Source organism: Nocardioides panzhihuensis, from assembly GCF_013408335.1.
In the GTDB taxonomy this organism is placed as follows: Bacteria; Actinomycetota; Actinomycetes; order Propionibacteriales; family Nocardioidaceae; genus Nocardioides; species Nocardioides panzhihuensis.
The window spans coordinates 5732958-5758817 of the sequence record NZ_JACBZR010000001.1; the positions used below are offsets into that span (position 1 = coordinate 5732958).

General features: G+C 67.9%; 27 protein-coding genes and 3 tRNA genes. 20 read left to right on the forward strand and 10 right to left on the reverse strand.

All coding sequences use genetic code 11. The features are described from left to right. Window positions 1-41 precede the first annotated feature (41 nt). The gene (locus BJ988_RS27110) at window positions 42-1226 is read right to left on the reverse strand and encodes a glycosyltransferase (protein WP_218861131.1); all 1185 of its coding nucleotides are present in this window, start codon (window positions 1224-1226) and stop codon (window positions 42-44) included. A 91-nt stretch (window positions 1227-1317) separates the two neighbouring features. Here BJ988_RS27110 and BJ988_RS27115 point away from each other — a divergent pair, with 91 nt between their 5' ends. The 11 genes from BJ988_RS27115 (at window position 1318) to BJ988_RS27165 (ending at window position 8486) form a co-directional block, all read left to right on the forward strand. Then, complete coding sequence (locus BJ988_RS27115; RefSeq protein WP_179660939.1) at window positions 1318-2346, forward strand: pirin family protein; 1029 nt, start codon at window positions 1318-1320, stop codon at window positions 2344-2346. Between the two features lie 44 nt (window positions 2347-2390). After that, window positions 2391-3329 (forward strand): ROK family protein, encoded by a 939-nt coding sequence (locus BJ988_RS27120; protein ID WP_179660940.1) that lies wholly within the window; start codon window positions 2391-2393, stop codon window positions 3327-3329. Continuing rightward, window positions 3326-3715 (forward strand): CidA/LrgA family protein, encoded by a 390-nt coding sequence (locus BJ988_RS27125; RefSeq protein WP_179660941.1) that lies wholly within the window; start codon window positions 3326-3328, stop codon window positions 3713-3715. The genes BJ988_RS27120 and BJ988_RS27125 overlap by 4 nt, the downstream gene beginning before the upstream one ends. Next, window positions 3712-4389, forward strand: coding sequence for an LrgB family protein (locus BJ988_RS27130; protein WP_179660942.1), 678 nt, complete (start codon window positions 3712-3714; stop codon window positions 4387-4389). Before BJ988_RS27125 ends, BJ988_RS27130 begins: the two co-directional genes overlap by 4 nt. 52 nt (window positions 4390-4441) lie before the next feature. Continuing rightward, window positions 4442-5872 carry an amidase gene (locus BJ988_RS27135; RefSeq protein ID WP_179660943.1) on the forward strand — a complete coding sequence of 477 codons (1431 nt, stop codon included), beginning with the start codon at window positions 4442-4444 and terminating at the stop codon, window positions 5870-5872. Between the two features lie 73 nt (window positions 5873-5945). Then, window positions 5946-6018, forward strand: a tRNA-Thr gene (locus BJ988_RS27140). Window positions 6019-6068: 50 nt separating this feature from the next. Next, window positions 6069-6142, forward strand: a tRNA-Met gene (locus tag BJ988_RS27145). Window positions 6143-6188: 46 nt separating this feature from the next. Beyond that, window positions 6189-6359: a 50S ribosomal protein L33 gene (gene rpmG, locus BJ988_RS27150; protein ID WP_179660944.1), complete on the forward strand. Its 171-nt coding sequence runs from the start codon at window positions 6189-6191 to the stop codon at window positions 6357-6359. A 279-nt stretch (window positions 6360-6638) separates the two neighbouring features. Beyond that, window positions 6639-7046, forward strand: coding sequence for an FAS1-like dehydratase domain-containing protein (locus BJ988_RS27155; RefSeq protein ID WP_179660945.1), 408 nt, complete (start codon window positions 6639-6641; stop codon window positions 7044-7046). Next, entirely contained in the window at window positions 7046-7453 is a 408-nt protein-coding gene (locus tag BJ988_RS27160; protein ID WP_179660946.1) for a MaoC/PaaZ C-terminal domain-containing protein, read from the forward strand. The genes BJ988_RS27155 and BJ988_RS27160 overlap by 1 nt, the downstream gene beginning before the upstream one ends. Next, window positions 7446-8486: a UDP-N-acetylmuramate dehydrogenase gene (locus BJ988_RS27165; RefSeq protein WP_179660947.1), complete on the forward strand. Its 1041-nt coding sequence runs from the start codon at window positions 7446-7448 to the stop codon at window positions 8484-8486. Before BJ988_RS27160 ends, BJ988_RS27165 begins: the two co-directional genes overlap by 8 nt. A gap of 16 nt (window positions 8487-8502) precedes the next feature. Here the strand turns inward: BJ988_RS27165 and rlmC are convergent, their stop codons facing one another. Genes rlmC through BJ988_RS27190 form a run of 5 tightly spaced genes read right to left on the reverse strand, consistent with a single transcriptional unit; the run spans window position 8503 to window position 13037 of the window. After that, on the reverse strand, window positions 8503-9630 hold the full coding sequence (gene rlmC, locus BJ988_RS27170; RefSeq protein WP_179660948.1) for a 23S rRNA (uracil(747)-C(5))-methyltransferase RlmC: 1128 nt from the start codon (window positions 9628-9630) through the stop codon (window positions 8503-8505). 3 nt (window positions 9631-9633) lie between these two features. Beyond that, window positions 9634-10032 (reverse strand): DUF4190 domain-containing protein, encoded by a 399-nt coding sequence (locus tag BJ988_RS27175; RefSeq protein ID WP_179660949.1) that lies wholly within the window; start codon window positions 10030-10032, stop codon window positions 9634-9636. 3 nt (window positions 10033-10035) lie between these two features. Continuing rightward, window positions 10036-10677: a DUF4190 domain-containing protein gene (locus BJ988_RS27180; protein ID WP_179660950.1), complete on the reverse strand. Its 642-nt coding sequence runs from the start codon at window positions 10675-10677 to the stop codon at window positions 10036-10038. A 15-nt stretch (window positions 10678-10692) separates the two neighbouring features. After that, window positions 10693-11757 (reverse strand): adenosine deaminase, encoded by a 1065-nt coding sequence (locus BJ988_RS27185; protein WP_343051807.1) that lies wholly within the window; start codon window positions 11755-11757, stop codon window positions 10693-10695. Continuing rightward, window positions 11754-13037 carry an aspartate aminotransferase type Ic gene (locus tag BJ988_RS27190; protein ID WP_179660951.1) on the reverse strand — a complete coding sequence of 428 codons (1284 nt, stop codon included), beginning with the start codon at window positions 13035-13037 and terminating at the stop codon, window positions 11754-11756. Before BJ988_RS27190 ends, BJ988_RS27185 begins: the two co-directional genes overlap by 4 nt. Window positions 13038-13165: 128 nt before the next feature. On the opposite strand from BJ988_RS27190, the gene BJ988_RS27195 reads away from it, so the two are divergent. The 6 genes from BJ988_RS27195 (at window position 13166) to BJ988_RS27220 (ending at window position 17448) form a co-directional block, all read left to right on the forward strand. Next, window positions 13166-13238, forward strand: a tRNA-Trp gene (locus tag BJ988_RS27195). 16 nt (window positions 13239-13254) lie between these two features. Continuing rightward, entirely contained in the window at window positions 13255-13530 is a 276-nt protein-coding gene (gene secE, locus BJ988_RS27200) for a preprotein translocase subunit SecE (protein ID WP_160025598.1), read from the forward strand. A gap of 63 nt (window positions 13531-13593) precedes the next feature. After that, window positions 13594-14409 (forward strand): transcription termination/antitermination protein NusG, encoded by an 816-nt coding sequence (gene nusG / locus BJ988_RS27205; RefSeq protein ID WP_179660952.1) that lies wholly within the window; start codon window positions 13594-13596, stop codon window positions 14407-14409. A gap of 128 nt (window positions 14410-14537) precedes the next feature. Then, the gene (locus BJ988_RS27210) at window positions 14538-14975 is read left to right on the forward strand and encodes a hypothetical protein (RefSeq protein ID WP_179660953.1); all 438 of its coding nucleotides are present in this window, start codon (window positions 14538-14540) and stop codon (window positions 14973-14975) included. 38 nt (window positions 14976-15013) lie between these two features. Then, window positions 15014-16588, forward strand: coding sequence for a hypothetical protein (locus BJ988_RS27215; RefSeq protein ID WP_179660954.1), 1575 nt, complete (start codon window positions 15014-15016; stop codon window positions 16586-16588). Between the two features lie 494 nt (window positions 16589-17082). Next, window positions 17083-17448, forward strand: coding sequence for a hypothetical protein (locus tag BJ988_RS27220; protein ID WP_179660955.1), 366 nt, complete (start codon window positions 17083-17085; stop codon window positions 17446-17448). A gap of 48 nt (window positions 17449-17496) precedes the next feature. Here BJ988_RS27220 and BJ988_RS27225 read toward each other — a convergent pair whose 3' ends face one another. From BJ988_RS27225 to BJ988_RS31190, 4 genes are all read right to left on the reverse strand, one after another. After that, window positions 17497-18045: a hypothetical protein gene (locus tag BJ988_RS27225; RefSeq protein WP_179660956.1), complete on the reverse strand. Its 549-nt coding sequence runs from the start codon at window positions 18043-18045 to the stop codon at window positions 17497-17499. A gap of 310 nt (window positions 18046-18355) precedes the next feature. Next, complete coding sequence (locus BJ988_RS27230) at window positions 18356-19513, reverse strand: glycosyltransferase family 4 protein (RefSeq protein ID WP_179660957.1); 1158 nt, start codon at window positions 19511-19513, stop codon at window positions 18356-18358. 111 nt (window positions 19514-19624) lie between these two features. Next, window positions 19625-21340: an alpha-glucosidase gene (locus tag BJ988_RS27235; RefSeq protein ID WP_179660958.1), complete on the reverse strand. Its 1716-nt coding sequence runs from the start codon at window positions 21338-21340 to the stop codon at window positions 19625-19627. A 113-nt stretch (window positions 21341-21453) separates the two neighbouring features. Next, window positions 21454-22632 carry a lytic transglycosylase domain-containing protein gene (locus BJ988_RS31190; RefSeq protein ID WP_281365506.1) on the reverse strand — a complete coding sequence of 393 codons (1179 nt, stop codon included), beginning with the start codon at window positions 22630-22632 and terminating at the stop codon, window positions 21454-21456. A gap of 236 nt (window positions 22633-22868) precedes the next feature. On the opposite strand from BJ988_RS31190, the gene rplK reads away from it, so the two are divergent. The 3 genes from rplK (at window position 22869) to BJ988_RS27255 (ending at window position 25792) form a co-directional block, all read left to right on the forward strand. Continuing rightward, window positions 22869-23297 carry a 50S ribosomal protein L11 gene (rplK, locus tag BJ988_RS27245; protein ID WP_141802520.1) on the forward strand — a complete coding sequence of 143 codons (429 nt, stop codon included), beginning with the start codon at window positions 22869-22871 and terminating at the stop codon, window positions 23295-23297. Between the two features lie 62 nt (window positions 23298-23359). Beyond that, on the forward strand, window positions 23360-24076 hold the full coding sequence (gene rplA, locus BJ988_RS27250; protein WP_179660959.1) for a 50S ribosomal protein L1: 717 nt from the start codon (window positions 23360-23362) through the stop codon (window positions 24074-24076). 153 nt (window positions 24077-24229) lie between these two features. After that, a complete protein-coding gene (locus tag BJ988_RS27255) occupies window positions 24230-25792 on the forward strand; it encodes a carboxylesterase family protein (RefSeq protein ID WP_218861133.1) in 1563 nt (520 codons plus the stop codon). Window positions 25793-25860 lie beyond the last annotated feature (68 nt).

Consider the following 25860-nt stretch of genomic DNA (forward strand, 5'->3'; position numbering starts at 1 on the left):
AACAGAGACTGTGCTCCGACACCCTGACGACCCGGTTCCATTCAGGCGTAGCGCCGGGTCCGTCTGGCGGCCTGCCGCTGGCGCGAGCGCGCGACGAGGTAGGTCGGCGTGGTCTCCCTCGCGAGGCTCTCGTGGAGCTCCAGCATCTCCTCGATCGTGCGTGCCCACGGGAACTGCTCGGCCCGCTCTCGGGCGGCACGGCGGGTCGCCACCACCGGTCGCTCGGCGACATCGATGACCGCGTCGGCCAGCGCAGCCGGGTGGGCGGGAGCCCAGGCCCCGCACATCGGGTCGATGAGCTCGCGGGCGCCGCCGCGGTCGGCGGTCACCACCGGCGTACCGCTGGCCAGGGCCTCCAGGACCGCCAGCCCGAAGGTCTCGCGCGGACAGACGGAGAGGGCCACGTCGGCCTCGCGGAGCGCTCTGCCGATGCGGTGGCGGTCGGCGACGTGTCCGTGGAAGAAGACCGGCGCACCGGTGGCGAGCGCCTCGATCTCGGCACGGTGCGGGCCGTCGCCGTAGACGTCCATCCGGACGTCGAAACCGCGGCGGTGCAGCTCGACGGCGGTGGCGACGGCGAGATCCGGCGACTTCTCGCGGGAGAGCCGGCCGACGTGAACGAGCCTCAGCGTGTCGTCGCGGTGTCCGAGCGAGGGAGGGAAGAAGTCCAGGTCGACACCCAGGGGCACCTGGGCGATCGGGCAGCCGACGGTCGCGGCCAGCGGCTCGAACTCGTGCCGGGCGTAGTCGGAGGTCACCAGCACTTGGTCGAAGGAGCGCACCAGCATCCGGTTCAGGAGTGCGGTGGAGACCTTCGAGGTGGTGTCCATGCCGGTGTAGGTGGGCATGTACTCGTCGAGGCGTTCGTGGGAGAAGAGCACCGTCCCGATCCCCTGGCGCCGGGCCCAGCGGGAGACGGGGAGCATCGTGAACTTGTCGCTTACCTCCAGGCTCGTCGGACGGTAGCGGGTCAGCACGTCGGTCACCCGCCACGGCTCGAGGATCAGCCGGTAGCCGCCGCCGACGCGCGGCGCTCTGAGCTGCACCACGTCCCCGAGGTCGGTCGAGGTGACCGCGTCGTACGGGCCGGGGGCGACCAGAAGCCGGTCGTGACCCGCCTCGACATAGCCGCGGGCGAGGGCCTCCAGAGCCGTCTTCATCCCGCCGGAGGTGGGGCCGACGAAGTTGGCGAGCTGAGCGATGAGCACGGCCCCATCGTGTGGCATCGAGGTAGCCCGTCGGCGACCTCGATGTGACGCCGGCATGGCGGGGTGACGTATTGGCTCGGGGCGATCTCTGCGGGAGTAGCGTTGAGCCATGACCAACCTGGATGCGCACCCCGCCCTCGTCGAGTGTGTCGGCGGGACCGGTGACGAAGGCGTCGAGATCCAGATCATCACTCCGCGAGACGTGCCCCTGGGTGGTCCCCGCGCGATGAACGTACGTCGCACCCTCCCCGCCCGCGCGCGCTCGCTGATCGGCGCGTGGTGCTTCCTGGACCACTTCGGTCCGGACGATGTCGTCGTCTCCGGAGGGATGGAGGTGCCGCCGCACCCGCACACCGGCCTGGCGACGGTCTCCTGGCTGTTCACCGGCGAGATCGAGCACCGCGACTCGGTCGGAACGGTGGGGATGGTGCGCCCGGGCGAGGTCAACCTGATGACCTCCGGACGCGGGATCTCCCACTCGGAGAACTCGACGGTCGAGACCACCGTGTTGCACGGGGCGCAGCTGTGGGTCGCCCTCCCCGACGAGTTCCGCGACGTCGAGCCGGCGTTCGAGAACTACCGCCCGGTGCCGATCGAGCACGAGGGCGCGACGGTCCGGGTCTTCATGGGATCCCTGCTGGGCGCGACGTCGCCGGTGCGGACCCACTCCGAGATCCTCGGCGCCGAGATCCTGCTCGAGCCCGGCACCCGGCTCGAGATCCCGGTCGACGACCGGTTCGAGCACGGGGTGCTGGTGGACACCGGCGAGGTGTCGATGACCGGCGTCGGCCCGTCCGGCCCGGCCTCGGCCGACGTGGAGAAGGACTCCCTCGCCTATGCGCCTCCGGGCGCCACGACGCTGATCCTGCAGGCCGGCGAGGCCTGGACCAGGCTGCTCCTCCTCGGCGGACCGCCGTTCGGCGAGTCGATCATCATGTGGTGGAACTTCGTCGGCCGCACCCACGACGAGGTCGTCGCCTACCGCCAGGAGTGGCAGGAGCAGGTCACCCGTGGCGGTGAGCTGGTCGAGGACTCCCAGGACGTGGGCGCCGGGCGCTTCGGAGTGGTCGAGGGCAACCACCAGAAGCCGATCCCCGCACCTCCGCTTCCCAACGCGCGCCTCCGCTCGCGGTCCTAGGTGGCATCCAGGTCCGCGTCCGGGCCCGTGCTTAGACTGCAGTCGTGAGCGACGAATCCTCAGACCCAGGAGTCGTGCTGGCGGTGGCGGTGGGCCGTAGCCGCAGCCAGGCCGCGGCCTTCGACCTCGCCGGACGCGAGCTGGCCGGCGACACCCGAGACCACGAGGTCGGCATCTCCGCCGAGGCGCTGATGCCCGAGGTCGTCGAACGGATGACCAAGATGGTGACGTCGATCGACCTGCCGGTGCTGGCGATCGGGATGAGCCTGCCGGGCGTGGTCAACCCCGACCTCGGGATGAGCATCGACACCCCGGCGATGGGCGGCTGGGACGGCGTCCAGCTGGCGCCCTACTTCACCGCGCTGACCGACGCGCCCCTGATCCTCGCCCATGACGCGCACGCGTTGGCGCGCTCTGAGCTCTTCAACTCCGACCATCCCGTACGCAACGCCCTGGTCGTCAAGGCATCGACCGGCCTCGGCATGGGCATCATCAGCGACGGCAAGGTGGTCACCGGCGCCCTCGGGGCGGCCGGCGAGATCGGCCACACCCGTATCGACGCGGCCGGAGACCGGCCCTGCCGCTGCGGCTCGACCGGCTGCCTGGAGACGGTCGCGTCCGGCTGGGCGCTCGCTCAGCGGCTGACCGACTCCGGTGTCTCCGCAGGTCACGTACGCGATCTGGTGGCCGCCGCGCTCGCCGGGGACGCCGTGGCGCGCGGGCTGCTGCGCGAGGGCGGCCGACAGCTCGGCGAGGTCGTCGCCACCGCCGTCAACCTGCTCAACCCGGAGGTCGTCGTCATCGGCGGTGACATGGCCGGTGCCTTCGACCTCTACACCGCCGGGGTGCGCGAGAGCGTCTACGCCCGCGCCAACCCGATCGCCACCCGCGAGCTCACCTTCATGGCCCAGCTGCACGGCGACTCCTCGGGCCTGGTCGGCTGCGCCGCGATGGCGATCGAGTCTCTGACCGACACGCCGTGATCGTCGGCCTGCTCTGGCTGCTCGGATGCCAGCTGGCCGGAACCGTGATCGTCGAGCTGACCGGGATCCCGCTGCCCGGCCCCGTGGTGGGAATGCTGCTGCTGTTCCTCGCCCTGGTCCTGCGTCGCCGTGACGGCGAGGACGACCCGATCATCCAGGTCGGCGACTACTTCCTCTCCCACCTGCAGCTCTTCTTCATCCCGGCCGGGGTCGGGGTGATCGCCTACCTCGCGGTCATCCGCGACGCCGCACTGCCGATCGTCGTCGCGCTGCTCGGCTCCTGGCTGCTAGGGCTGGCCACGGTCGGCTGGGTGCTCGGGCTGTTCCTCCGCCGGGTGCCCGAGGTCGCCGGCACCCAGGGCGCTCCGGGGGAGGAGATCGAATGAGCATCGTCCTGTGGCTGTTCGTGACGGTGGCTGCGTACGAGCTCGGACGGTGGCTGCGCAGACAGACCCACTCGCCGCTGGCTCAGCCGGTCGCGGTCGCGATGGTGATCGTCGGGGCCCTGCTGATGCTCAGCGGCACGAGCTACGACGACTACGCCGACGCGACGACGCTGATCAGCTTCCTGCTCGGGCCGGCGACGGTGGCGTTGGCGATCCCGCTCTACCACCAGGCCGCGCGGCTGAAGGGGATGTTGCTCCCGGTCCTGGTCGCGCTGACCGCCGGCGCGGTCGTGTCGATGGTCAGCGGCATCCTGCTGGTGCGTTGGCTCGGTGGCAGCGACGTGCTGGAGCGGACGATGGCGACCAAAGCCGTCACCGCCCCGGTGACGATCGCGCTGACCGAACGGCTGGGCGGCTACCCGGAGCTGTCGGCGTGCTTCGCGATCGTTGTCGGCATCGTCGGCGCGATGGTCGCACCCCGCCTCCTGACCCTGCTCGGGATCCGGGACCCGAGAGCCCGCGGCATCGCGGTCGGTGCGGTCTCCCACGGCATCGGCACCGCGCGAATGCTGGAGGAGAGCCGCGTCGAAGGCGCCTTCTCCGGGCTGGCGATGGGACTCACCGCGGTGGTGACCTGTCTGCTGGTCCCGCTGGTGGCTCACCTCCTGCTCTGAGCGGGTCGCTACGAGCCGGGTCTCTGCCCGGGGAGCCTCTAACGTTGATCTCATGGCCCGCGTGCACGCCTTCTCCGACGACGTACTCGGCACTCTCGACGCGGTCGGAGTCGCCGAGGCGTTGCGGCGCGGTGACTTCAGCACCACGGAGGCCGTCGAGGCGTCCATCGCGCGGATCGAGTCGGTCGACCCCGACCTCGGCGCGATGGCGTACCGGACCTTCGACCGGGCCAGGGTCCAGGCGCGTGCTCCGCGGGGAGGCTTCTTCGCGGGCGTGCCCACCCTGATCAAGGACAACACCGACGTCGCCGGCGTGCCCACCAGGAACGGCACGGACTCGTACGCCATGCCGCCGGCCTCACGCAACGGCGAGATGACCAAGCTGCTCTTCAAGCTCGGGCTGCTGTCACTGGGAAAGACCCAGCTCTCGGAGTTCGGCTTCTCGGGCACCGCCGAGCACGCGCGCCTCGGCGCGGTGCGCAACCCGTGGGACACCGGCCGCGTGGCAGGCGCGTCGTCGGCCGGCTCGGGTGCGCTGGTCGCTGCCGGGGCCGTGCCGCTCGCTCACGGCAACGACGGCGGTGGCTCGATCCGGATCCCGGCCGGTGTCTGCGGGCTGGTCGGGCTCAAGCCGACCCGCGACCGGCTGCCGCAGGACCCGCTCTACGGGCTGCTGCCGCTCAAGATCGTCACCGACGGGGTGCTGACCCGGTCGGTGCGCGACACCGCGGCCTTCTTTCGGGAGGCCGAGAAGGCTCACCACACCTCGCTGTCGCCGATCGGGGACGTCACCGGTCCCGGGACGAAACGGCTCCGCTGCGCCATCTTCACCGGCGCGCTCGGGCGCGAGGCCAGCCCCGAGGTCGCCGAGCTCACGCTCAAGACCGCGGCGGTGCTGGAAGAGCTCGGCCACACCGTCGAGAGCGTGCCCCCGCCGGTGCCCGAGACCTTCGCCGAGGACTTCGTCCTCTACTGGGGCACCCTCGCGGTCGCCCTGGTCAACGCCGGGCCGCTTCGCGGCAAGACCTGGGACCGGCAGCGGCTCGACAACCTCACCGTCGGCCTGGCCCAGCACACCCTGAAGAACGCGAAGTACGTCCCGGCCGCCATCGTCCGGCTGCGCCGGGCGCAGGCGATCGCGGAGGGCTTCCACGCCGCGTACGACGTCGTCCTGACACCCACGGTCGCCCACGAGACCCCGGAGATCGGACGGCTGGCACCGAGCCAGGCCTACGAGATCGTGATGGAACGACTGATGGCCTGGGTCGCGTTCACACCGTGGCAGAACGTCATCGGTGGGCCGGCGGTGTCGCTGCCGGTTCAGCAGACGTTGGCCGGGCTGCCGCAGGGGATGATGTTCGGCGCGGCGCCGGGACAGGAGCGGATGCTGCTCGAGCTGTCCTACGAGCTCGAGGAGGCGATGGGTTTCGCGCGCATCTGGGAGCCCGGTGGATTCGCCGAGGGCGCCCCTGACCTGCGATGATATGGGTGATCCGCGGAAGGATCGCCTCGATTTGTGAGCGTGGCGCCCCTGCCGTAATGTTCTCTCACGCAACGCCCCTTTAGCTCAGTCGGCAGAGCGTCTCCATGGTAAGGAGAAGGTCTACGGTTCGATTCCGTAAAGGGGCTCTGGAGTTCGGGTCCCGCAGCAGGAATGTTGCGGGCCTGATTCCTGTTGAGGCGGGGTAGCTCAGGCGGTTAGAGCGCACGACTCATAATCGTGAGGTCGCGGGTTCGATCCCCGCCCCCGCTACCGCCAAAGACCGCAACACCTCGATCAGCACCGTAAGGAAACTCCTGTGGCCAGCAAGAGCAGCGACGTTCGTCCGAAGATCACCCTCGCTTGCACCGAGTGCAAGGAGCGGAACTACATCTCCAAGAAGAACCGTCGGAACGACCCCGACCGTATCGAGCTCAACAAGTACTGCCCGCGGTGCCGCAAGCACCAGCCGCACCGCGAGACCCGCTGACGCCTGATTCATAGGCTGTGCTCGCTTGAAATCAGAGCGCGACGCTGATCAGCGCTCCGAACGCCCCGCTCCCGCACTTCGGGAGGCGGGGCGTTCGTCATTTGCCGAGACGTCACTCCCGTCGGTCGAGACGTCACTCCCGTCGGTCGAGACGTCACTCCGGTCGGCCGAGTTGGCAACGGTCTGCCAACTCGGCCGACCGGAGTGACGCTTCGGCCGACGTACGTGACGCTTCGGCCGACGGGGGCGACTTCTCGGCGGACCACTAGAGTTGTACGCATGGCAGTTGATGGGTCGCTCGTAGGGCGCGCGTTTCCTCCGACCAAGCCCTATCGGGTCACCGATGAGAAGGTGCGGGAGCTCGCTGCCGCCACCGGGATGAGCTGGGAGAGCGGGGACCGGGTCCCGGCTACGTTTCCGATCGTGCTCGCCTTCGACGCGATGAACGCCTTCCTCGATGACGTCGAGGTGGAGCTGTCGCGGATCGTGCACGGCGAGCAGAAGTTCTCCTACGTCCGGCCGATCGCTCCGGGGGACGTGCTGACCGCGACCCTGAGCGTCGCCTCGCTGCGTCAGATCGGCGGCAACGACATCATCGGCACCATCTCCGAGATCACCGACGAGTCCGGCGCGCTCGTGTGCACGACCTCGGCCACCCTGGTCCACCGAGCGGCGGAGGTCGCCTGATGTCCGACATCGTGCTGGAGGTCGGCGCCGAGCTGACCCCGAAGACCTACCCGGTGACCCGGGCGTCGCTGGTTCGCTACGCCGGTGCGAGCGGCGACTTCAACCCGATCCACTGGTCCGACCGGATCGCCACCGCCGTCGGCCTCCCCGGCGTGATCGCCCACGGGATGTTCACCATGGCTCTGGTCGCTCGAGCGGTCTCGGAGTGGACCGACGGTGCCGAGGTCGTCGACTTCGGTGCCAAGTTCACCAACCCGGTCGTCGTACCCGATGACGACGAGGGCACCTCGGTGACGGTCAACGGCACCGTGAAGTCGGTCGAGGACGGGCTGGCGACGATCGCCCTGACGGTGGTCTCCGGCGACCAGAAGGTGCTCGGCATGCCGAAGGTCTCCGTACGTGTCTGAGCCCCTGTCTGAGCCCCTGTCCCGCCACACCACCTTCCACCTCGGCGGCCCGGCGGCGGAGTTCGTCACCGCGACCACCGAGACGGAGATCATCGAGGCCGTGACCGCCGCCGACGCGGCCGGTAAGGACGTGCTCGTCCTCGGCGGCGGCAGCAACCTGGTCGTCGCCGACGCGGGCTTCCCAGGCACCGTCATCAAGCTGGCGACCACGGGCGTGTCGGTGGAGACGGTCGAGGGCGGCGTACTCGTCACAGTGGCTGCGGGCGAGACCTGGGACGACTTCGTGTCGACCGCGGTTGACAAGGGCTGGAGCGGGGTCGAGGCGCTCTCCGGCATCCCCGGCAGCGTCGGGGCCACCCCGATCCAGAACGTGGGCGCCTACGGCCAGGACGTCTCCCAGACCATCACCGCGGTCAAGGTGTTCGATCGCGAGCTTGGCGAGGTGCGGAGCTTCGCCGCCGACGAGTGCGGGTTCGGCTACCGCTGGTCGCAGTTCAAGGCCGCGCCTGGCCGCTACGTGGTGCTCTCGGTCGACTTCCGGCTCGGCATCGACGGCGAGACCGGCTCCCCGATCGCGTACGCCCAGCTCGCCGGCGCCCTGGGCGTCGAGCAGGGCACCCGGGTGCCGTCCAAGCAGATCCGTGAGGCCGTCCTGAACCTGCGAAGCAGCAAGGGCATGGTCATCGACGAGGCCGACCACGACACCTGGTCTGCGGGCTCGTTCTTCACCAACCCCGTCGTCGCGCCGGAGGACGTGCCGGAGGGCGCTCCGGCCTATCCGCAGCCCGACGGCACCGTCAAGACCTCCGCCGCATGGCTCATCGACCACGCCGGGTTCAAGAAGGGCCACACGCCCGAAGGCCTGGCCGGCCGCGTCTCCCTCTCCACGAAGCACACCCTCGCCCTCACCAACCGCGGCGAGGGCACGACCGAGGACCTGCTCGTCCTCGCGAGAGAGGTGCGGGACGGGGTCGAGGCGGCGTACGGGATCGTGCTCGTCAACGAGCCCGTGATGCTCGGCGTCTCCCTCTAGCCCGCCGAGTCGGCTTCTAGCCGCGCTTCAGAAGAACGAGGACCTCGTGATGGTCGGTGTTGGGGAACATGTCGAGCAGGCGTGCCGACACCGGCTGCAGCGAGGGCATGTCGCGCAAGTCGCGGGCGAGGGTGTCGACGTTGCACGAGGAGTAGACGACGTGCTCGACGCCTGACTGCTCCAGCCATCCCGCGAGTGCGGAGCCGATGCCGCGTCGCGGTGGGTTGACGATGACCAGGTCGGGTGCAGCGCCGGAGGAGACGGCGTACGCAGCGGCGTCCCCGGCCACCCAGCTGGTGCCGGGCAAGCCCAGCTCGGCGGCGGTCGAGGAGGCGGCTTCGATGGCCTGCTCGCTGGCCTCGACGCCGAGCACCTCCCGCCCGGGCGCGGCGACGTGCAGGCCGAAGCCGCCGACGCCGCAGTAGAGGTCCCACACCGAGCCCGGTGACACCGAGGAGACCAGATCGCGGGCATGGCGGTAGAGCGCGGCCGCGACGGCGGTGTTGGTCTGGAAGAACGAGTGTGGACGCAGCCGCAGGCCGATCCCGTTGACGTCCATCGTCAGCGCCTCACGGGCGGTCAGGAAGATCTCCTCGGGGCCCTCGATGACGGCCTTGTGCTCCGGCTGGATGTTCACCGACGCGACGCCGATCGGGAGCTCGTCCAGCAGCGCCGGAAGGTGCTTGCGCAACCGGGACAGCGCCTCGGTGGAGCGCAGCACCCACCGCACCATCAGCTCACCGCCGGGCGCCTCGGTGACGATCACGTGCTTGAGCTCGCCGCGGCGCTCCGGCACCGAATAGGGCGTGAGCCGCGCGGACGTCACGAACCGGGACAGGATCGGCAGCGCGGCCTGCAGCCCAGGGGTGTGGAGCCCGCAGGCGAGCAGGTCGACACCGAGACCGTCGTGGGACAGGATCCCCAGGGTCGGTGCCTCCACCGAGCCGGCGACGACCATCTTCGCCTTGTTGCGGAAACCGGCCTCCGGGCTGGAGACCGGTTCCTCCCAACGTCCCTCGCCGAGCCCGACCGACGCGAGCGCCGAGGCGACCCGTCGCTGCTTCTGCGCGAGCTGGTCGGCGTACGCCATCTCCAGCCAGCGGCAGGAGCGGCAGGCGCCCGAGGTGAAGTAGCCGCAATCCATCCGTCAGATTCGGCTGCTCAGCATCGCGCTGACGCTGTCGAACGTGGTCACGTCGCTCTCGTTGGAGGCGACGACGATCATCACGATGATGAAGACGATGTAGACGACCCAGAAGAGCATGTAGAGCGCTCCGAAGATCGTCCCGATGAGACCGGTGATGAACCCGGCCTGCGCGTTGCCGCGACCGCTGTAGGCCGCCGGGTTGGCGTCGATCTCGGCCATCACCCGCTTGCCCTTGGCCCAGCCGAACGGCGCGATGAAGACGCCGATCCCGCCGCACATGACCGACAGGCACAGCCCGACGATCCCGAAGACCATCGCCGAGTTGGCCTCGGGGTGGGGAGGGGGCGGCGGGAAACCGTAGGGCGCGGGCTGATAGCCGGGTGGGGGAGTGCTCGTCATCTCTTAGAACTCGCTGTCGTACGACTCGTAGCCACTGTCGTAGCCCGAGTCCTCGAACCCGCCGCTGACTCCGACGATGATGACGATGACGATCAGCAGGATGCTCAGGACCAGCAGGACGGTGCCGATGATGCCGAGGATGAAGCCCGCCTGCGCGTTGCCACGGCCGGTCAGGGCACCGGCCGAAGCGTCGATCCGCTTCTTGGCGCTCAGGCCCATGAACAGGGCGAACGGCGAGAGGACGATCGGGAGGCCACAGAGGAACGACCCCACGAGCCCGATGATGCCCAGGACCATCGACGTGGTCGCGCCCGAGTCCGGGGTGCCGACCGGTCCGGGGTACCCCGCCGGAGCGCCGTAGGGCGCCTGACCGTAGCCCGGCTGACCACCGTAGTTCGGCTGACCGCCGTAGGCAGGCGGCGGCGGAGGCGTCTGTCCGTAGCCGGCCGCGGGCGGCTTCTGGTCGTAGGTCGCGCCGCCGTAGGGGTTGGACGGCTGCTCACCGTAGGTCTGGCCGTACATCGGCTGAGTCGGCTCGGCCTGGGTGGGCTCCGGCTGGCTCGGCTCGGACGGGCTCGGCGGAGGCGGAGTGGAGCCGTCGGCCGGGTTGTTGGGATCGGACTGATCGTCGGACGGGTTCGTCATGTCCGACATTCTGTCTTAACTCGGTGGATCCGTGGGCTGCGAGGGCGCGTTGAGCCAGTCGTCGATCTCGGCGAGCAGAGCCTTCTTCGTCGACTCTGGCGCCGTCGAGGCGGTCACCGACATCCGCGCCAAGTCGGCGAGGGTCTCGTCGGTGAGCTCGTGCGCGGCCCGCATCGTGGCGTACTGCGCCGCCAGCCGGGACCCGAACAACAGCGGGTCATCAGCGCCCAGCGCCACGGTCGCGCCGGCGTCGAGCAGCTGTGGCAGCGGCACCGAGGTGAGGTCGGAGTAGACGCCGAGCGACACGTTGGAGGTCGGGCAGACCTCCAGAGCGACGCCCGCGCGCACGATCTCGTCGAGCAGTGCCGGGTCCTCGGCAGCGCGTACGCCGTGACCCAGCCGGGTCGCGTGCAGCGACCGCAGCACGGTGCGGATGTGCTCGGGCCCGCGCAGCTCCCCGCCATGGGGCATCAGCCGCAGGCCGGCCCGTTCGGCGATCCGGAAGGCGTGGTCGAACTCCTCGGTGCGCCCGCGCCGCTCGTCGTTGGAGAGCCCGAAGCCGACCACGCCGTGGTCGACGTACTGCGCGGCCAGGCGGGCCAGCGTGCGCGCGTCCATCGGGTGCCGGGTGCGGTTGGAGGCGATGATCACCGCGATCCCGAGCCCGGTCGCCCGTTCGGCGTCGGCGACGGCCGAGAGCACCAGGTCGGTGAAGGCGGTGATCCCGCCGAACTTCGCCGCGTAGCCCGACGGGTCGACCTGGATCTCGAGCCACCTGCCGCCGTCGCGTACGTCGTCCTCGGCGACCTCCATGACGAGCCGCCGGATGTCGGCCTCGGTGCGCAGCACCGAGCGCGCCACGTCATAGAGCCGCTGGAACCGGAACCAACCCTTCTCGTCGGCCGCGCTCAGCGTCGGCGGCCAGTCCGCGACCAGCTGCTCGGGCAGCCGGATCCCGTCGCGGGTGGCCAGCTCGAGCAGGGTCTGATGGCGCATCGCACCCGTGAAGTGCAGGTGCAGATGCGCCTTCGGCAGCGTACGTAGGTCGCGCCGGTCCGGCCTGGTCAACACATCACTCACGCGAGCAGCTTCTCCGCAGCGGCCAGCTTCACACACACGGTGACGACCTCCATGGCGCCGCTGACCTGCTCCAACGGCGGGAAGGACGGGGCGAGCCGGATGTTGGTGTCCTCCGGGTCGACCTTTCCGGGGAAGGCGGAACCGGCCGGGGTCAGGGCGACGCCGGCCCCCTTGGCCAGCTCGATCACCCGGGTCGCGGTGCCGGGAAGGACGTCGAGGCTGACGAAGTAGCCACCTCCGGGCTTGGTCCAGATCGCCACGCCGAGCGCACCGAGCTCGTCGGTGAGTGCGTCCTCGACGGCCGCGAACCGCGGCGCGAGCAGCTCGCGGTGCTTGGCCATGTGGTCGCGGACACCGGCCGCCGAGCCGAAGAACTCCGCGTGCCGCAGGTGGTTGACCTTGTCCGGTCCGATCGCGCCGTGGCTCAGGTGGTCGAGCCACCAGGCGACGTTCTCCTTCGACCCGCCGAAGAAGCCGACGCCCGCGCCTGCGTAGGTGACCTTGGAGGTCGAGGCGAAGACCAGCGGCCGGTGCGGGTTGCCGGCGGCGTTGGCCAGCGAGACGACGTCGGCGGTCTTGGTCTCGGCCGGGGTCAGGTGGTGCAGCGCGTAAGCGTTGTCCCAGAAGATCTTGAAGTCGGGAGCGGCGGTCGGCATCGAGGCGAGCCGCTCGGCGATCTCCTGCGAGGTGGTGTCACCGGTCGGGTTGGCGTAGGTCGGCACCAGCCACATGCCCTTGATCGCGGGGTCGTCCTTGACCAGCGCGGCGATCGCCTCGGCATCGGGCCCGTCGGCGCTCATCGGCACGGTCACCATCTCGATCCCGAACCACTCCAGCAGCGTGAAGTGGCGGTCGTAGCCCGGCACCGGGCAGACGAACTTCACCGTCTCCTCGCGACCCCACGGGCGCTCGCTGTCGACGCCGCCGTGGAGCCACAGGTACATCAGCGTGTCGCGCATCATGGTGAGGCTCGAGCTGCCGCCGGCGATGAGCTGGCCGGTCTCCAGACCGAGCAGCTCGGCGTAGATCTCGCGGATCTCGATGCCGCCGGCCAGGCCCCCGTAGTTGCGCGTGTCCGTGCCGTCCGGGGCCGTCGTCGACTTCGGGAGCTGGAGCAGGCCGTCGGAGAGGTCGAGCTGGTCCGCCGAGGGCTTGCCCCGGGTCAGGTCCAGCTTCAGGCCCTTGGCCACCAGGCTGTCGTACGCCGTGCGCTGCTCCGTTGCGAACGCTTCGAGTTCCTCGCGCGAGAGATCGGCGAGGGGGCGGGGATCTGAGGTCATGCCAGCAATCCTATGGGTCAAGGGGTCCCGGTTTGGAACGTGTTGAGCCGCGTGCGTAGACTCACCGTTGGTGGTCTTCCCACATGGTTAGTTGCGCCCTCAACCGCGCCACTGATGCAGACCTCCGTAGGGCACTAGCTCAACTGGCAGAGCATCGGTCTCCAAAACCGAAGGTTGGGGGTTCAAGTCCCTCGTGCCCTGCAAAGCCGGACCAGCGATGGAAACGTTTTCGAGAGAAGGTGGCGGCGTGACGGACAGCAAGGCAGTCCCGACTCCGAACGACAAGAAGACGGAGAAGCGCACCAGTCTCCCGACGTTCTACCGCCAGGTCGTGGCCGAGCTCCGCAAGGTCGTCTGGCCGACGCAGCAGCAGCTCACGACGTACTTCATCGTGGTCCTGGTCTTCGTCCTGGTCATGATGGCGATCGTCGCGGGCCTTGACCTCGGGTTCGGCAAGTTGATGTTCTGGGTGTTCGGCGGCCGCGACGCGTGATCGTGTGGGCCCCCGGCCCGCAGAGCACACCCGATACACACAATCAACGGTTTGGAGCAGGACATGTCTGAGCAGGACTACACCGAGGAGACCGAGGTCCTCGAGACGGCCGAGGCCGCCTCCGACGTGCCTGCAGAGGCTGAGTTCGACGAGGCTGACGAGTCGGGCGAGTCCGACGACGCCAGCGAGGGCGAGGCGTCCTTCGACGAGATCGTCGACGGCGAGGCCCCTGAGGCTGCTGACGACGACCCGCTCGAGGCGTTCCGCCGGGAGCTGTGGGCGAAGCCGGGTGACTGGTTCGTGATCCACACCTACTCCGGCATGGAGAACCGGGTGAAGTCCAACCTGGAGAACCGCATCGTCTCCCTCAACATGGAAGACTACATCCACGAGATCGTGGTCCCCACCGAGGAAGTCCCGGAGATCAAGAACGGCCAGCGCAAGATGGTCAAGCGCACCGTTCTCCCGGGTTACGTCCTGGTCCGGATGGACCTCACCGACGAGTCCTGGTCCGCCGTACGCCACACCCCGTCGGTCACCGGCTTCGTCGGCCACAGCCACCAGCCGGTGCCGCTGTCGATGACCGAGGTCGAGAACATGCTCGCCCCGGCCGTCGTCGCCCAGGCCGAGGCCGAGGCTGCCGCCGCAGGTGAGGCCGCGTCCTCCACCGGCGGTTCCGCGACCACCGCCAAGAAGCCCGTCGAGGTCGTCGACTTCGCCGAGGGCGACTCGGTCACCGTCGTCGACGGTCCCTTCGCCACGCTGCACGCGACCATCACCGAGCTCAACGCCGAGTCCCAGCGCGTCAAGGCGCTCGTCGAGATCTTCGGTCGCGAGACTCCTGTCGAGCTCTCGTTCAACCAGATCGAAAAAGTCTGAGTCGTACGCTACGAGCGCCCTGCACCAACTTGGTGCAGGGCGCTTGTGTTTGCTGATGCGAAGCCGACGGTTCGCGGTTAACATTCCAACGTTGGTAAAGAAGCGCAGTCACGTGGTACTCGGGAGTCATGATGGTCAAGATGGTTCCGGCGGATATGCGCCGGGCCGCCGCAGCGTGGGACGCTGCAGGCGAGCAGGTCAAGAGTGCCAACCCCAGTGACCGGGTGGGCGAGATATCTACGGCAATGCCCGGAGGTGCGAGCCCACGGCAGGTGGGCCAGTTCGTCAGCACACTCGGCGGCCAATTCGACGAGTGGTGTGCCGGTGCCACGAAGATGAGTGAAACCTATCGCGCGGTGGCTGCCGACCACCATGCCACTGACCAGGACGCCGCCAGCGAGGGAGGTCGGCAAGTGGGAGCGGTCAGCACCTTGCCCGGAATCTGGAGCGGCGGCTCATCTGCCGGCAAGGCGGACAACGTCGGCCCAGCCATCTTCGACCCAAGTGCCCCGTCCGACGACAACATAGCGAAGCTGATCGCGCGCCTTGGAAAGCTTGACTCCTGATGGTATGCGTTGCTGAGTTGCTCGAATGGCAGCCGAATGTGGTCGACAGCCTCGCCGAGTACTTCTACGACAAGCGCCGGATCGTGCTTCGTCTCCAGGACGAGATCAACGACGCCCGGCCTCCTGAGACGTGGGAAGGCCTGGGCACGGCGAGCGCGTGGAAGACGTACGACGCAAAGCGCATCCGTCTCAACGACCTCGCTGCACAGGTCTCTGACCTGGCAGTCACGCTGAAGGAGACCGGCAAGGAGATCAAGGGGGCTCAGGACGACCTGCAGGTGGTCCTTGAGCAAGCGTCACGTGAGGGGCACACGGTGAACCATCAAACGGGTGAGGTCGAGCCGCCCAAGGTTGAGCCACTGGAGCCTCACGAGCGAGGTTTCATGGAGCCCGACCTGGAAGCCCAGAGAGCCCACGAACGGGCTATCGTCGAGAACAAGGCTCGAGCCCAAGAGTTCGAGGGTCGGATCGACAAGGCGCTCAAGCGAGCCGAGATGGCCGACGTGGGACTTGCCAAGTCAATGTCAGATGTTATCGCTGGCGAGACCAGGGGCGGATCGGGAAGCATCAAGGAAGCCTCGGCGTCACAGTTGCCGCCGTCCCTCGACGGCATGACACCCGAAGAGATCGCTGAGAAGTTCGGTAATGAAATCGCCCTCGACACGATAGCGGCTCTACTAGAGATCGGCATCCCGCTCTACCGGGCGATCAACCTTGATGTAGGCGGCGAAGCGCAATATAGCGTGATGCAGAACGGTGACGTGAAGATGTCGCTGAAGACAGCGCTCGGCATCAGTCTAGGTGAGGACGGCAAGGCATTGGAGGGGAAGATTGGCGCGGGTGGATTCACTGATTACGAGTTCACGTTCAAGTCTCGCGAGGAAGCCGAGAAGTTCCTGGACGGTCTCGACGACGCTGCGCTTGGGGGCATCCTAGGTGGACAGAGTGCCCGTCAAGCCGCGGTTGCTGCGTATATCGAACAGCATGACCCGACCAGTGCGAAGGTTGGTGTCTACGGGAAGGCGGAGTTCGGATTCGAGACGCCGTATGCGGACGGTGGTGCCAACGGGCGCGTAGAGGGTTGGTACGACGCCAAGAAGGACGATGGTGAGTTCGGGGTCAAGATCGAGGCATCGGTGGGCGGGCACGCTGCGGTCGGTGACTCTGGTGTTAAAGCTGGAGGATCCGTGGATTTCTCTGGCGAGGTCAAGGCCGACAGGAACGGTACGATAAAGGAAATCAGTCTTAAGGGTGCGTTGACGGGGGAGATGGCAAACCAGAAGTTTGGGTTGAACCTTCCAGACGGTGGCTCTGGTGGTGGCGGCGATGTCGAACTCAAGATGGACGATGACAACGTGATGTGGGGTGAAATGAACGAGGCGTTGCGCAAGGGTGACACGTCGCGGGCGGCAGAGATCGCCATGGATCACGGGTCGGCGGTCGTCCGGTCGACCACGGTGACTTCGAGTGAGCACGACATCAGTTCAGCCGAAGCTGGGGTCAAGCAGACGTCATCACAGCACGCCTGGGTGCGTCCGCCAAACACAGATGAGTTCGTTAACATCGATCCATCGACGCGGCCGGCGTCCGACAACAGTTCGGCGAGGCGATGAATGAGGATCCCTCGAATGTGACGACGCTGTTGCCGACGACCTCCGTACAGATTGCGGCGGTTGCGCTCGTCGCTCCTCACACTGTCCCTCGCCACATCCAGGGCACGCACGGGGAGATGTGGCAATGGACTGGCGACGGGACCAGTTTGTTCAGCCTTGTTCTGGCGGTCCGCAGCGACGGTGAAGAGTCGCCGGCTGGTCTGCGGCACCGGTTGATCGCCGAAGTCGAGAGAATCGCTCGACCGCTCCGACTCGCCCCCTCCCACAAGCCCTTTCGGCCAGGGATTGCTGTTGTTCCTGGGGCGCGTGCAGCGTTCATCGCACACCTCGACGGCGTCCGCGATGGGGTTCCAATCCACAACGCTGTCCTAGTTGCGACGAGGCGCGACGAGGTGTATGTCCTCCACGTTGCGGTGCCGGACACGCATCTTGGGCGTGAGCAAGCCTCAAAGATGGCATCGAGCCTGCGGCTCGTCGATTAGGAGGACTGAATATTGAAATGGGTGCTGACCGCGGCCGGGTTCTTCATCGCGATGATCGCCATCTTCATTGGTGTGGTGTGGTTTCTGTTCACTCGTGAGGGGCCGGACACGAGCCACCTCACGAAACTCCACAGCGCCCAAGCTCTTGAGCTGCAGGACACTGGGAGTGCCTACAATGTGGTGTACGAGTACTCCTACGGCGGCGAGACATTCTATGGGAGCACGTCGATTCAGAGCCGAAACATGAGTGTGGGCAGCACCTTCGGCATTTGTGTTGACCCCGATGATCCTGCGCAGCACGCTCAGACGAAGACCGACTGCGGGCCTGACGGTCCAAGGAATCCACAAGAAGGCCTCAAGGAGAAACCCGAGCTCTGAGGCAGCCGCAAGGTGTTGCGTCGCCACCGCACCAAAGCGGCGTCTGCCTTAGCGTATCGACGCCGCCTCACTTGTGACTCGCTGAGCTCTGTCAAGAGTCCTCGCCTGATAGTAAGCACTGGATCCTGGACGCCAAAGCAAGACAAGGATGGCAACCGAGAGAATCTGCGTGACAATGGCGTGGATGACGGAAACGGCAACCACGGCGTCGTATATGACCGACGTAGCGAGGCCGCCAGCGGAGATCAAGAAACCGAGAATGCCGAGGACTGTCGCGACAATCCTGGCCCACTTGAAGCCGTGTAGGTTCGTCAGCGCCATCGTGACCCACAGCACGATCTCGACGAATGCAAGTGCAGCAGCAATGCCGACGGCCAGCCACACGCCCGTGTGTACAAGGCGGTCCATCAAGACCTCGTTGGCCCCGTAGTCCTCGTAAAGGGTCTGGTTGGCTGCAATCGTCTCGACGTACGCAACAAGGACGTTGAGTGCGGTCATCAGGGCGCCTACCCACATGCCGATGACGGCCAGTTTGATGGTCAACGGGCGAGTGGCTGGTTTTCCTGACGACTGGGCGGGTGGCTCGATCTGGTCCAAGCGCTGATGATCTGACATGAGGTCCCCTCGAGTGACTGCTGCGAACAGATCGCATCGTTTCATATTCGCCGGGCGCTGAGTTGGCCTCGCCACGCTCCCTGGCCCTCACGGCCCGACGGGGTGGGTCACGATCAAGGCGGCGTGTCGATCAACCACGCGACGTACCCGGTGATGTCGGTGACGTACCGGGAGCGGCCGCGTTGGCCTGGTGTCCGTCCTGGCTACCAGTCGGATGCCGCGGGCGTCACGCGGTCCCGTGCTCGCACCGTGAGTATGCATGAAAACGGGTACGTTCACAGCAGTGCGGCGGTCAGGCCGGCGTCGGCAACGTCGAGCGCTCCTGCGGGTCGTCGGCAGCGGGCAGCAGAACGAGAGTTTCCAGGTCCCGTACGACGGCAGCTGGCGTGATCGACGATGGCGTCAGAAGCACATCGATGAGCCCGTCGACGGAGTGATCGACGGTGAACCGAGCGGAGGCGTTGATCCTGACGAGCTCGTCGACCGCGCCGAGGGCGGTGGCGTCGCGGATGCCTCGCGCCAGCGCGGCCGGGTTGTCCGGCGCGACGAGGGTGATCGAGCCGCAGTCCGTCTCGGGGAGACCGCCGTCGTCGGAGGCGACGACGCGGCAGCCGGAGTGCTGGGCCTCGATCGAGACGATGCCGAAGGTCTCGTGCCAGTACTGGCTGTTGGAGGGCATCACGATGATGTCGTGCCGGGCCATGAGGGTGGCCATTGACCGCGGAGTCGTCCTACGGGGGACGACCCGGACCCTGGGATGGGCTTCGAGGACGCGCTGGATGTTGCGGCCGTGCGGCTTGTCGGCACCTGCGGTCGTGGCCGTGCAGGTGAAGGACCGGTCCCGGCCGGCGGGGACCAGGTCCAGCATCGCCAACAACGTGTAGATCCCCTTCTCCGGGCTCAGCCGGCCCGCGTAGAGGATGCGGATCTCGGCGTCGTCGGCGGGCGGGCGGACCTCGGTGCTGAAGCAGAGCTCGGCGTAGGGGTAGACGATGCTGATCGTGTCGACGTCGACGTCGAGGAACTCGGCCCACAGGCCGGCGGCGAACCGGCTGGTCGCGATCAGCGACCGGTCCTGCATGGTGGCGGCGATGCGCACTCGGTCGACGTCGCTGCCCGGCGGCGGCACGTGCAGCATCTGGTACGCCGGTCGCCTGGTGGCCACGACGGGGAACTCGGCCACGAAGATCACGACCCCGTCCAGGTCACCGACGTCAGCGACGGATGCCATCGCGAGGAAGGGGATGTCGGTGAACTCGTCACGACCGTCCGTCAGGCCGACCCCGATGGTGACGACATGGGCCTTGATGCCGCGGCGGTTGAGCTCGCGAACATGCCCGATCGTGTAGTTCTCGGTGCCCCCGGTGCCGGCCGGCAGCGGCTCGTGCGGGTTCCAGACGAAGTAGATGTTTCCGAGTGTCTTCTGACGATCGTCGCGGTACGAAGGCATCTGCCAACTGTCTGCGGATTGCTGCCGACACCGCTGCCGTGTGCCTCCCGCGGTGTCCGCGGCGGGCGACAGGTGTCCTGCAGTCTTGGCCCCAGCGTAGCCGGTGGGCCCTCACAGCACATGAACGCGAACTTCCCAGGGCTCCAGCCGGCCGGGGCCGCTCCGGCTCGGGGTGTAGTTGGTCAGCACCAGATCACGAGCCGTCAGGTCGTCGCGGTCGAAGGAGACAGGCAGGTCGGACAGGTTCGCATGGACGGTGAGAGTCGTGTTGCCCAGGTGGCGCCGGAACGCATAGATCTGGTCACGACCCGTGTGGACGGCGACGAAATTCCCGTCCACGACGACCGGCAGCCGGTGCCGCAGGGCGATCAGCGCTCGGTAGTACTCGTAGATCGAGCCTGGCGTCCCGCGCTGCGCGGCGACGTTCAACCAGCTGTGGTTGGGATTGACACCGATCCAGGGACTGCCGGTGGTGAAGCCGGCGCCAGGCACGGCGCTCCACTGCATCGGCGTACGCGAGTTGTCCCGGCTCCGGCGCCGCAGGGTGTCCAGCACGTCGGAGGGTTCCTCGAGGTGGGTACCGACGGCTTTTGCGTAGTAGTCGAGGGACTCGATGTCGCGGAAGTCGTCCAGCGCGGCGAACGGGGCGTTGGTCATCCCGATCTCCTCGCCCTGATAGACGTACGGCGTGCCCCGGTGCAGGTGCAGCACCGTCGCCAGGGCGGTGGCCGACTCGCGCCAGTACGTGGTGTCGTTGCCGTAGCGGGAGATGACCCTGGGCTGGTCGTGGTTGTTCCAGTAGAGGCTGTTCCATCCGGAGTCGCCGAGGGCGGTCTGCCACTTCGCGAGCGTGTCCCGCAGGTCGTTGATGCTCATCCGGCGCTGGGTCCACTTGTCGCCGTCGGCGTCGAGGAAGACGTGCTCGTACTGGAACACCATGGCCAGCTGGCCGTGCTCTCGGTCGGTGAATTCCCGGGCCTGCTCCGGAGTCACGCCCGGCATCTCGCCCACGGTGAGGTAGGTGTCGGGCCGTGGGTCGAAGACCCGGCGCTTCATCTCGGCCAGGTAGGCGTGGATCTTGGGCCCGTAGCTGAAGTACGGCATCCCGTCGCCGTAGCCGTCGCGGTTGAGCGGCCCATCGGGCATCTCCGGATCCTTGGAGATGAAGTTGATGACGTCCATCCGGAAGCCGTCGATCCCGCGGTCGAGCCACCAGTTCATCATGGCGAAGATCGCCTCGCGGGTGTCCGGGTTGTCCCAGTTCAGATCCGGTTGGGACGGGGCGAACAGGTGCAGGTAGTACTGGCCGCGCTCCGGCACCCACTCCCAGGCCGAGCCGCCGAAGGACGCGCCCCAGTTGTTCGGCTCCGACCCCGCCTCACCTGCCACGGTCCCCGGCCGGGCGTCCCGCCAGAAGTACCAGTCGGAGGTGGGTGCCTCACGTGAGGCGCGCGAGGCGAGGAACCAGGGGTGCTGGTCCGAGGTGTGGTTGACGACGAGGTCCATGATCAGCCTCATGCCCCGTACGTGCACCGCGGCGATCAGCCGGTCGAGGTCCTCCAGGGTGCCGAAGAGGGGATCGACGTCCTGGTAGTCGCTGACGTCGTAGCCGTTGTCCTGCTGGGGCGAGCGATAGACCGGCGACAGCCAGATCACATCGATCCCCAGCTCCTGGAGATAGTCCAGCTGGTCCACGATGCCCGGAAGATCGCCGATGCCGTCGTTGTCGGAGTCGGCGAAGCTTCGCGGGTAGATCTGGTAGACCACCGCTGACTTCCACCAAGCCTCGTTCTCCGAGACCGATCGAGCCGCGCCGGGTGTGGCCATGAGCCGCCGCCTCGGGTCTGCCACCATGCCAGTGTCGAGAATGACCTGGACGACTGTGGCCTTGTTGCGAGCCTATCCGGAACGCAAAGTGGGTTCGTAGGGGCGCTGCCGGCTCACGGGAGCGTGTCGATCAGCCACTCGACGTACCCGGTGATGTCGGTGACGACTCCGGGAGCGTCGGCCCTGGTCTCGGTGACGGTCCTACCCAGCAGTCGGGCGCCGCAGGCGTCGATCGCGCGGTTGGTGTCCCAGCCCGGCGCGAGGTCGGGGAAGCGGGCGGCCAGCTCGGCGGCGCAGATCCCACGTCGTTCGGGGATCGAGGCCCAGCTGCCGTCGTCGGTCGGGGTGGGGCTGGGGGTGGGTGTGGTCGAGGGGCTCGAGCTCGGCTTCTTGTCTGGCTTGGCACCAGACGTCGGGTTCGGTTTCGGCTTGGCGTCGGCCGGCCGCTTCTTCCCCGGCTTTCCGTCCGCGTTCTTCTTCGCCTTCGGGCCGCCGGCGGTCGGGCTCGGCCCGGCGTGCGCGGGGCCGGCGGCGAGCTCGATGTCGTCACTGCCGTAGGGGCTGTCGGAGTAGCCCTTGGCGATCTTCAGGACCGTGGCGACGTACGCCTCGCTGCGGTTGTAGCGCGCGAGGGCGGCCCGCTGCCCCTTGGTGGTCGAGACATCCTCCTCGCCCGAGCAGAGGTAGACCGCGGCGGCGAGGGCGGCGTCGTCGATGTCCTGCGGGTCGCGTACGCCGTCGCCGTCTCCGTCGACGGCCACCAGCGGCCACGTGGAGGGGATGAACTGCATCGGCCCGACGGGGCGATCGCCGCTGGCGAGCTTGTCGACCGCGCCGGCATCGGTGTCGGGCGCGGGGTCGCCGGCTGGGGTGGTCAGCGCCGGGCCGTAGATGGCGGGGGAGGCCTTGCCGGCGTCGTCGAGTCGGCTGCTCTTCAGGCGTCCGTGGTCGGACTCGACCATCCCGACCCCCGCGAGCAGCGTCCAGTCGAGGGCGCAGGCCCGGTCGGCGGTGGTGACGACGGCGGCCGCACGCTGATAGGCGGCCAGCGCGGTCATCGGGATGCCGCTGCCCTGCGCCAACGCGACGGCGACCGTCCCGGTCCGGGCGCCCTTGCGAACCCCCTGGGCCGGCGCGGGCTCGGTCACGCTCGCGGGTTGCTCGATCATCGAGGTCGCCATGGTCTCCCCGCCGGGCAGCTTCACGGGCTCGTCGGGATCGAACCCGGTCCCGGTGGCGGCAGCGGTCCAGGCGGCTGAGAGCGCGGTCAGCGGGACGAGTGCGGCGAACATGGACAGACGACGTCGATTGAACAATTGAGCTCCCTTTGTAAATCCCGGGGGGAGTATGTCAGCGACGTGCCGTTGCCGTCATGAACAGGGGTCCGATCAGTGAACCGACGTGCTGATTTCGTGGATCCGACCTCGATCACGGACAATTGACCAGTTGCGAGAGCGACACAGCAGGTGGCAGAGGCCGAACGTACAAGCGGCTTCGTCATGACCACGAGAAGGAAGAGATCTCAAGAATGCCTCCGAAGAAGAAGATCGCAGCGCTCGTCAAGGTGCAGCTGCAGGCCGGTGCCGCGACCCCGGCCCCGCCCGTCGGTACCGCGCTCGGTCCGCACGGCGTCAACATCATGGAGTTCTGCAAGGCGTACAACGCCCAGACCGAAGCGATGCGCGGCAACGTGATCCCCGTCGAGATCACCATCTACGAGGACCGCTCGTTCACCTTCATCACGAAGACCCCGCCGGCCGCTGAGCTGATCAAGAAGGCCGCGGGCCTGAAGAAGGGCTCGTCCGTCCCGCACAAGGACAAGGTCGGCAAGCTGACCAAGGACCAGGTGCGCGAGATCGCGACCACCAAGCTTCCCGACCTCAACGCGGAGGACATCGACGCCGCGATGAAGATCGTCGAGGGCACCGCCCGCTCCATGGGCGTCACCACCGACTGAAACGTGGGAGAGCCGCGCTGGCTCGCTAACCACATCTCCTCTTAACCACTTAAGGAATCATCATGCAGCGCAGCAAGACCTACCGCGCGGCGGAAGAGACGTTCGACAAGGACGAGCTCTACGCCCCGCTGGCCGCGATCAAGATCGCCAAGGGCTCCAGCAAGAAGAAGTTCGACGAGACCGTTGACGTCGTCATGCGTCTCGGTGTCGACCCCCGTAAGGCCGACCAGATGGTGCGCGGCACCGTCAGCCTGCCCCACGGCACCGGTAAGACGATGCGCGTCATCGTCTTCGCTGCTGCTCCGGACAAGGCCGAGTCGGCCCGCGAGGCCGGCGCCGACGTCGTCGGTGGCGACGAGCTCATCGAGAAGGTCTCCGGTGGCTGGCTCGACTTCGACGCCGTCGTCGCGACCCCGGACATGATGGGCAAGGTCGGCCGCCTCGGCCGCGTGCTCGGCCCCCGTGGCCTCATGCCGAACCCGAAGACCGGCACGGTCACCCCGGACCCCGGCAAGGCCGTCTCCGACATCAAGGGCGGCAAGATCGACTTCCGGGTCGACCGCCACGCCAACCTTCACTTCATCATCGGCAAGGCCTCCTTCTCCGAGGCCCAGCTCGCTGAGAACTACGCCGCTGCTCTCGAGGAGGTGCTTCGTCTGAAGCCGTCCTCCTCCAAGGGCCGCTACCTGAAGAAGGTCACCGTCTCGACCACCATGGGCCCCGGTGTCCAGGTCGACCCCAACCGCATCAAGAACGTTGCGGGTGAGGACGAGAGCTGAGTCTCTCCGACCACTCATCGAGCGCTGTCGCCCAGACCGGGCGGCGGCGCTCGATGCATTTGTGCACTGCGTACGTCTTCTTTCTGTTCCTCTGTCACTGCCGGACGAGGGTGCCGGGACCCTAGGGTCGGAAGGTCGACGAAAGGAACCTCGGTGCTCAGACTTCGTGTTCTCGTCCCGATCCTCGCCGCAGCCCTCGCTGCGACAGGCCTGTCTGCTGCGGCAGCGGCGCCACCCGAGGTCCAAGACCCGGTCGTCGTGACCGACAAGGGAGCGGTGCGCGGCGTCGCCCACGACGGCTTCCAGACGTTCAAGGGCATCCCGTACGCCGCCCCGCCGGTCGACCGGCTCCGCTGGCGCGCACCGGCGCCGGCCGCTTCGTGGACCGGGGTGCGGGACGCCACCGAACCGGGCAGCCAGTGCGCGCAGCTGGCTCCGGCGTACGGAGGCGAGTCCACCTTCGAGGAGGACTGCCTGTTCCTCAACGTCTTCGCCCCGAACCGGCCGGGCAAGCGGAAGCTGCCGGTGATGGTGTGGTTCCACGGCGGCGGAAACACCACCGGCTCCAGCACCGGCTACGACGCGAGCAAGCTCGCTGTCGAGGGTGACGTGGTCGTCGTGACCGTCAACTACCGTCTCGGCGCGATCGGCTGGCTCGCGCATGCCGGGTTGGACGGGGCGTACGAATCGGGCAACTACGGGCTGCTCGACCAGCAGGCCGCGCTGCGCTGGGTGCAGCGCAACGTCGCCGCCTTCGGTGGCAACCGGGGGAACGTGACGGTCTTCGGCGAGTCGGCGGGGTCGATCGACACCTGCGCCCAGATCGCCTCGCCGGCCGCAGCCGGACTGTTCCACAAGGCCATCCCGCAGAGCGGGAGCTGTGCGGCCGGGGCCCGGAGCGACGCGGGTGCGGAGGCCGAGGGTCGTCGGCTCGCCGCCGCGGTGGGCTGCGGCGACGCGGCCGATGTCGCGGACTGTCTGCGTGCGACCCCGGTCAAGGACCTGGTCGAGGCCTTCGGTGCTGCGGGGCTCAACGCCGGTCCGGTCGTCGGTGACCCGCGGGTGCTGCCGCGGACCTATCCCGATGCCATCGACTCCGGCCACTTCAACCGGATGCCGGTGATGCACGGCTCGACCTTGGACGAGATGCGGCTCTATGTCGGGCTCGAGTATCCGCGGCCGATCACGACCGAGCAGTACGAGCAGATCGTACGCAGCACCTACGGCGCTGCTGCCGATGCTGTCCTCGAGCTCTACCCGGCCAGCGCCTTCGACGAGGCGCGGCACGCGCTGGCGGCCATCCGAACGGACTCGGCTGGTGGGCTGTCCACCTGCGCGCACCAGGATGCCTTTGCGAAGCTCGAGGCAGCCGGGGTGCCGGTCTTCGCCTACCAGTTCGCCGACCGGGGCGCGCCGCCGCTGATCGACATGCCGGGCTATGACGAGGGCGCCGAGCACGCCACGGAGCTGACCTACCTGTTCCCAGGCCTGCTGGGTGAGCTCGACGAGCCGCAGCAGAAGCTGTCGGACACGATGGTCGCCTACTGGACCTCGTTCGCCCATCACGGGCGCCCGATCGCGCCGCGCGCTCCCCGCTGGCCGGCCTTCCGCGACTCTTCCGACGTGCTTCAGCTGGCGCCGGGGAAGGCGGGAATCCGACCGGTCGACACCGCCGCGGCGAGCCACTGCGCCTTCTGGGCAGGGGTTATCGGCTGACTCACAATCTCGCCACGATGGCTCCTCTAGGCGAGGGTCCCGGGCAGTTGGTGACCAAAGACACGTAG